The sequence below is a fragment of the Chitinophaga ginsengisoli genome, assembly GCF_003014595.1.
Lineage (GTDB): Bacteria > Bacteroidota > Bacteroidia > Chitinophagales > Chitinophagaceae > Chitinophaga > Chitinophaga ginsengisoli.
The window spans coordinates 1-1,115 of the sequence record NZ_PYGK01000054.1 but is presented as its reverse complement, the minus strand read 5'-3'; the positions used below and the strand labels follow the sequence as shown (position 1 = coordinate 1,115).

Here is a 1,115-nt window from a genome sequence, read left to right as displayed (position 1 = left end):
CAGGAGTATATACAAAGCAGGGGCTTAGAAACTGCACGTTTAGAGATCGGTTATAACACAGGACAGTTCCACCATGGCAGGCGTAGGGATGACCAACTGATAGCGGTCTGTGTGGAAGCAGGGTTACTGTCTCCATGGGGTACAAATAGCAACGGTGGACAGGGGTACAGGCCTTTTGGGAAGTATTGTATCGTGTTTGCATTGCGCAATAGTAAGGGAGAGATCAGTGGCATGTACTTCCGCAGTACAGTTAATGATGAGGACCAGCGTCATTATTACTTAAAGGAGAGAAGCGGTCTTTATCCCTGTTATCCGAAGTCAGATGTACAAAGACTGATACTGACCGAATCAGTGATAGATGCGGCGACGTTACTACAGTGTAGTGAAATATCTAAATCATACGGTATCCTGGCCTGTTATGGTACCAATGGTCTGATAGCTGAACATGAAGCAGCAATCAAAGGCTTAACCAACCTGCAGGAGATCATCTTTGCTTTTGATGGGGATGAAGCAGGACGTAAGGCAGTAGCGAAATACGCCACTACTTTTAAAGATAAGTTACCCCATGTATTAATCAGCACATTACAGTTATCAGAGGGAGAAGATATAAACAGTATGGGTATTAGTCATACCGCTGAGATCTTCCCTCACTTGTTAAATAGTCGGACTGATTTTTTTCTTTCAGTTGAATCAGTTGAAAAACAAAAGGCTCCATCCTCCGAGCCAGTTACAGCGGCCCTACCAGCCACCTCTATACTGGACAGTAGTAATCCTTATAAGCTGAGTTACAGCGGAGATCTGGCCATTTATTATGTACAGGGTGGCGTGAGTAAACAGCTGGACAGCATGAAGGTAACATTGGTAGTAGAGCGCAAGGATAATAGTCAGAAGAGCCGTAATAAGCTGGACCTGTATGAAGATAAACAGGTAGAGAAATTATGCAGGGAAGTAGGTGAGAAGCTGGGTCTTCGAAAAGATATACTGGAACAGGACCTATACCAGTTAACAGACCTGCTGGATCAGTACCGTGAAAGGGATGAGCAGCCAGCAGCAGGAGAAGAGGCAAAGGGCTATGCGTTGAGTGTTGGGGAGCGGAGTGCTGCAGAGCGCTTTTT

1 protein-coding gene is annotated in these 1,115 nt (G+C 45.4%); it reads left to right on the top strand.

Translation table 11 applies throughout. The features are described 5' to 3' along the window. Positions 1 to 1,115, top strand: a 1,115-nt coding sequence (locus CLV42_RS33645) for a toprim domain-containing protein (RefSeq protein WP_146154563.1), incomplete at both ends; no start/stop codon positions are given.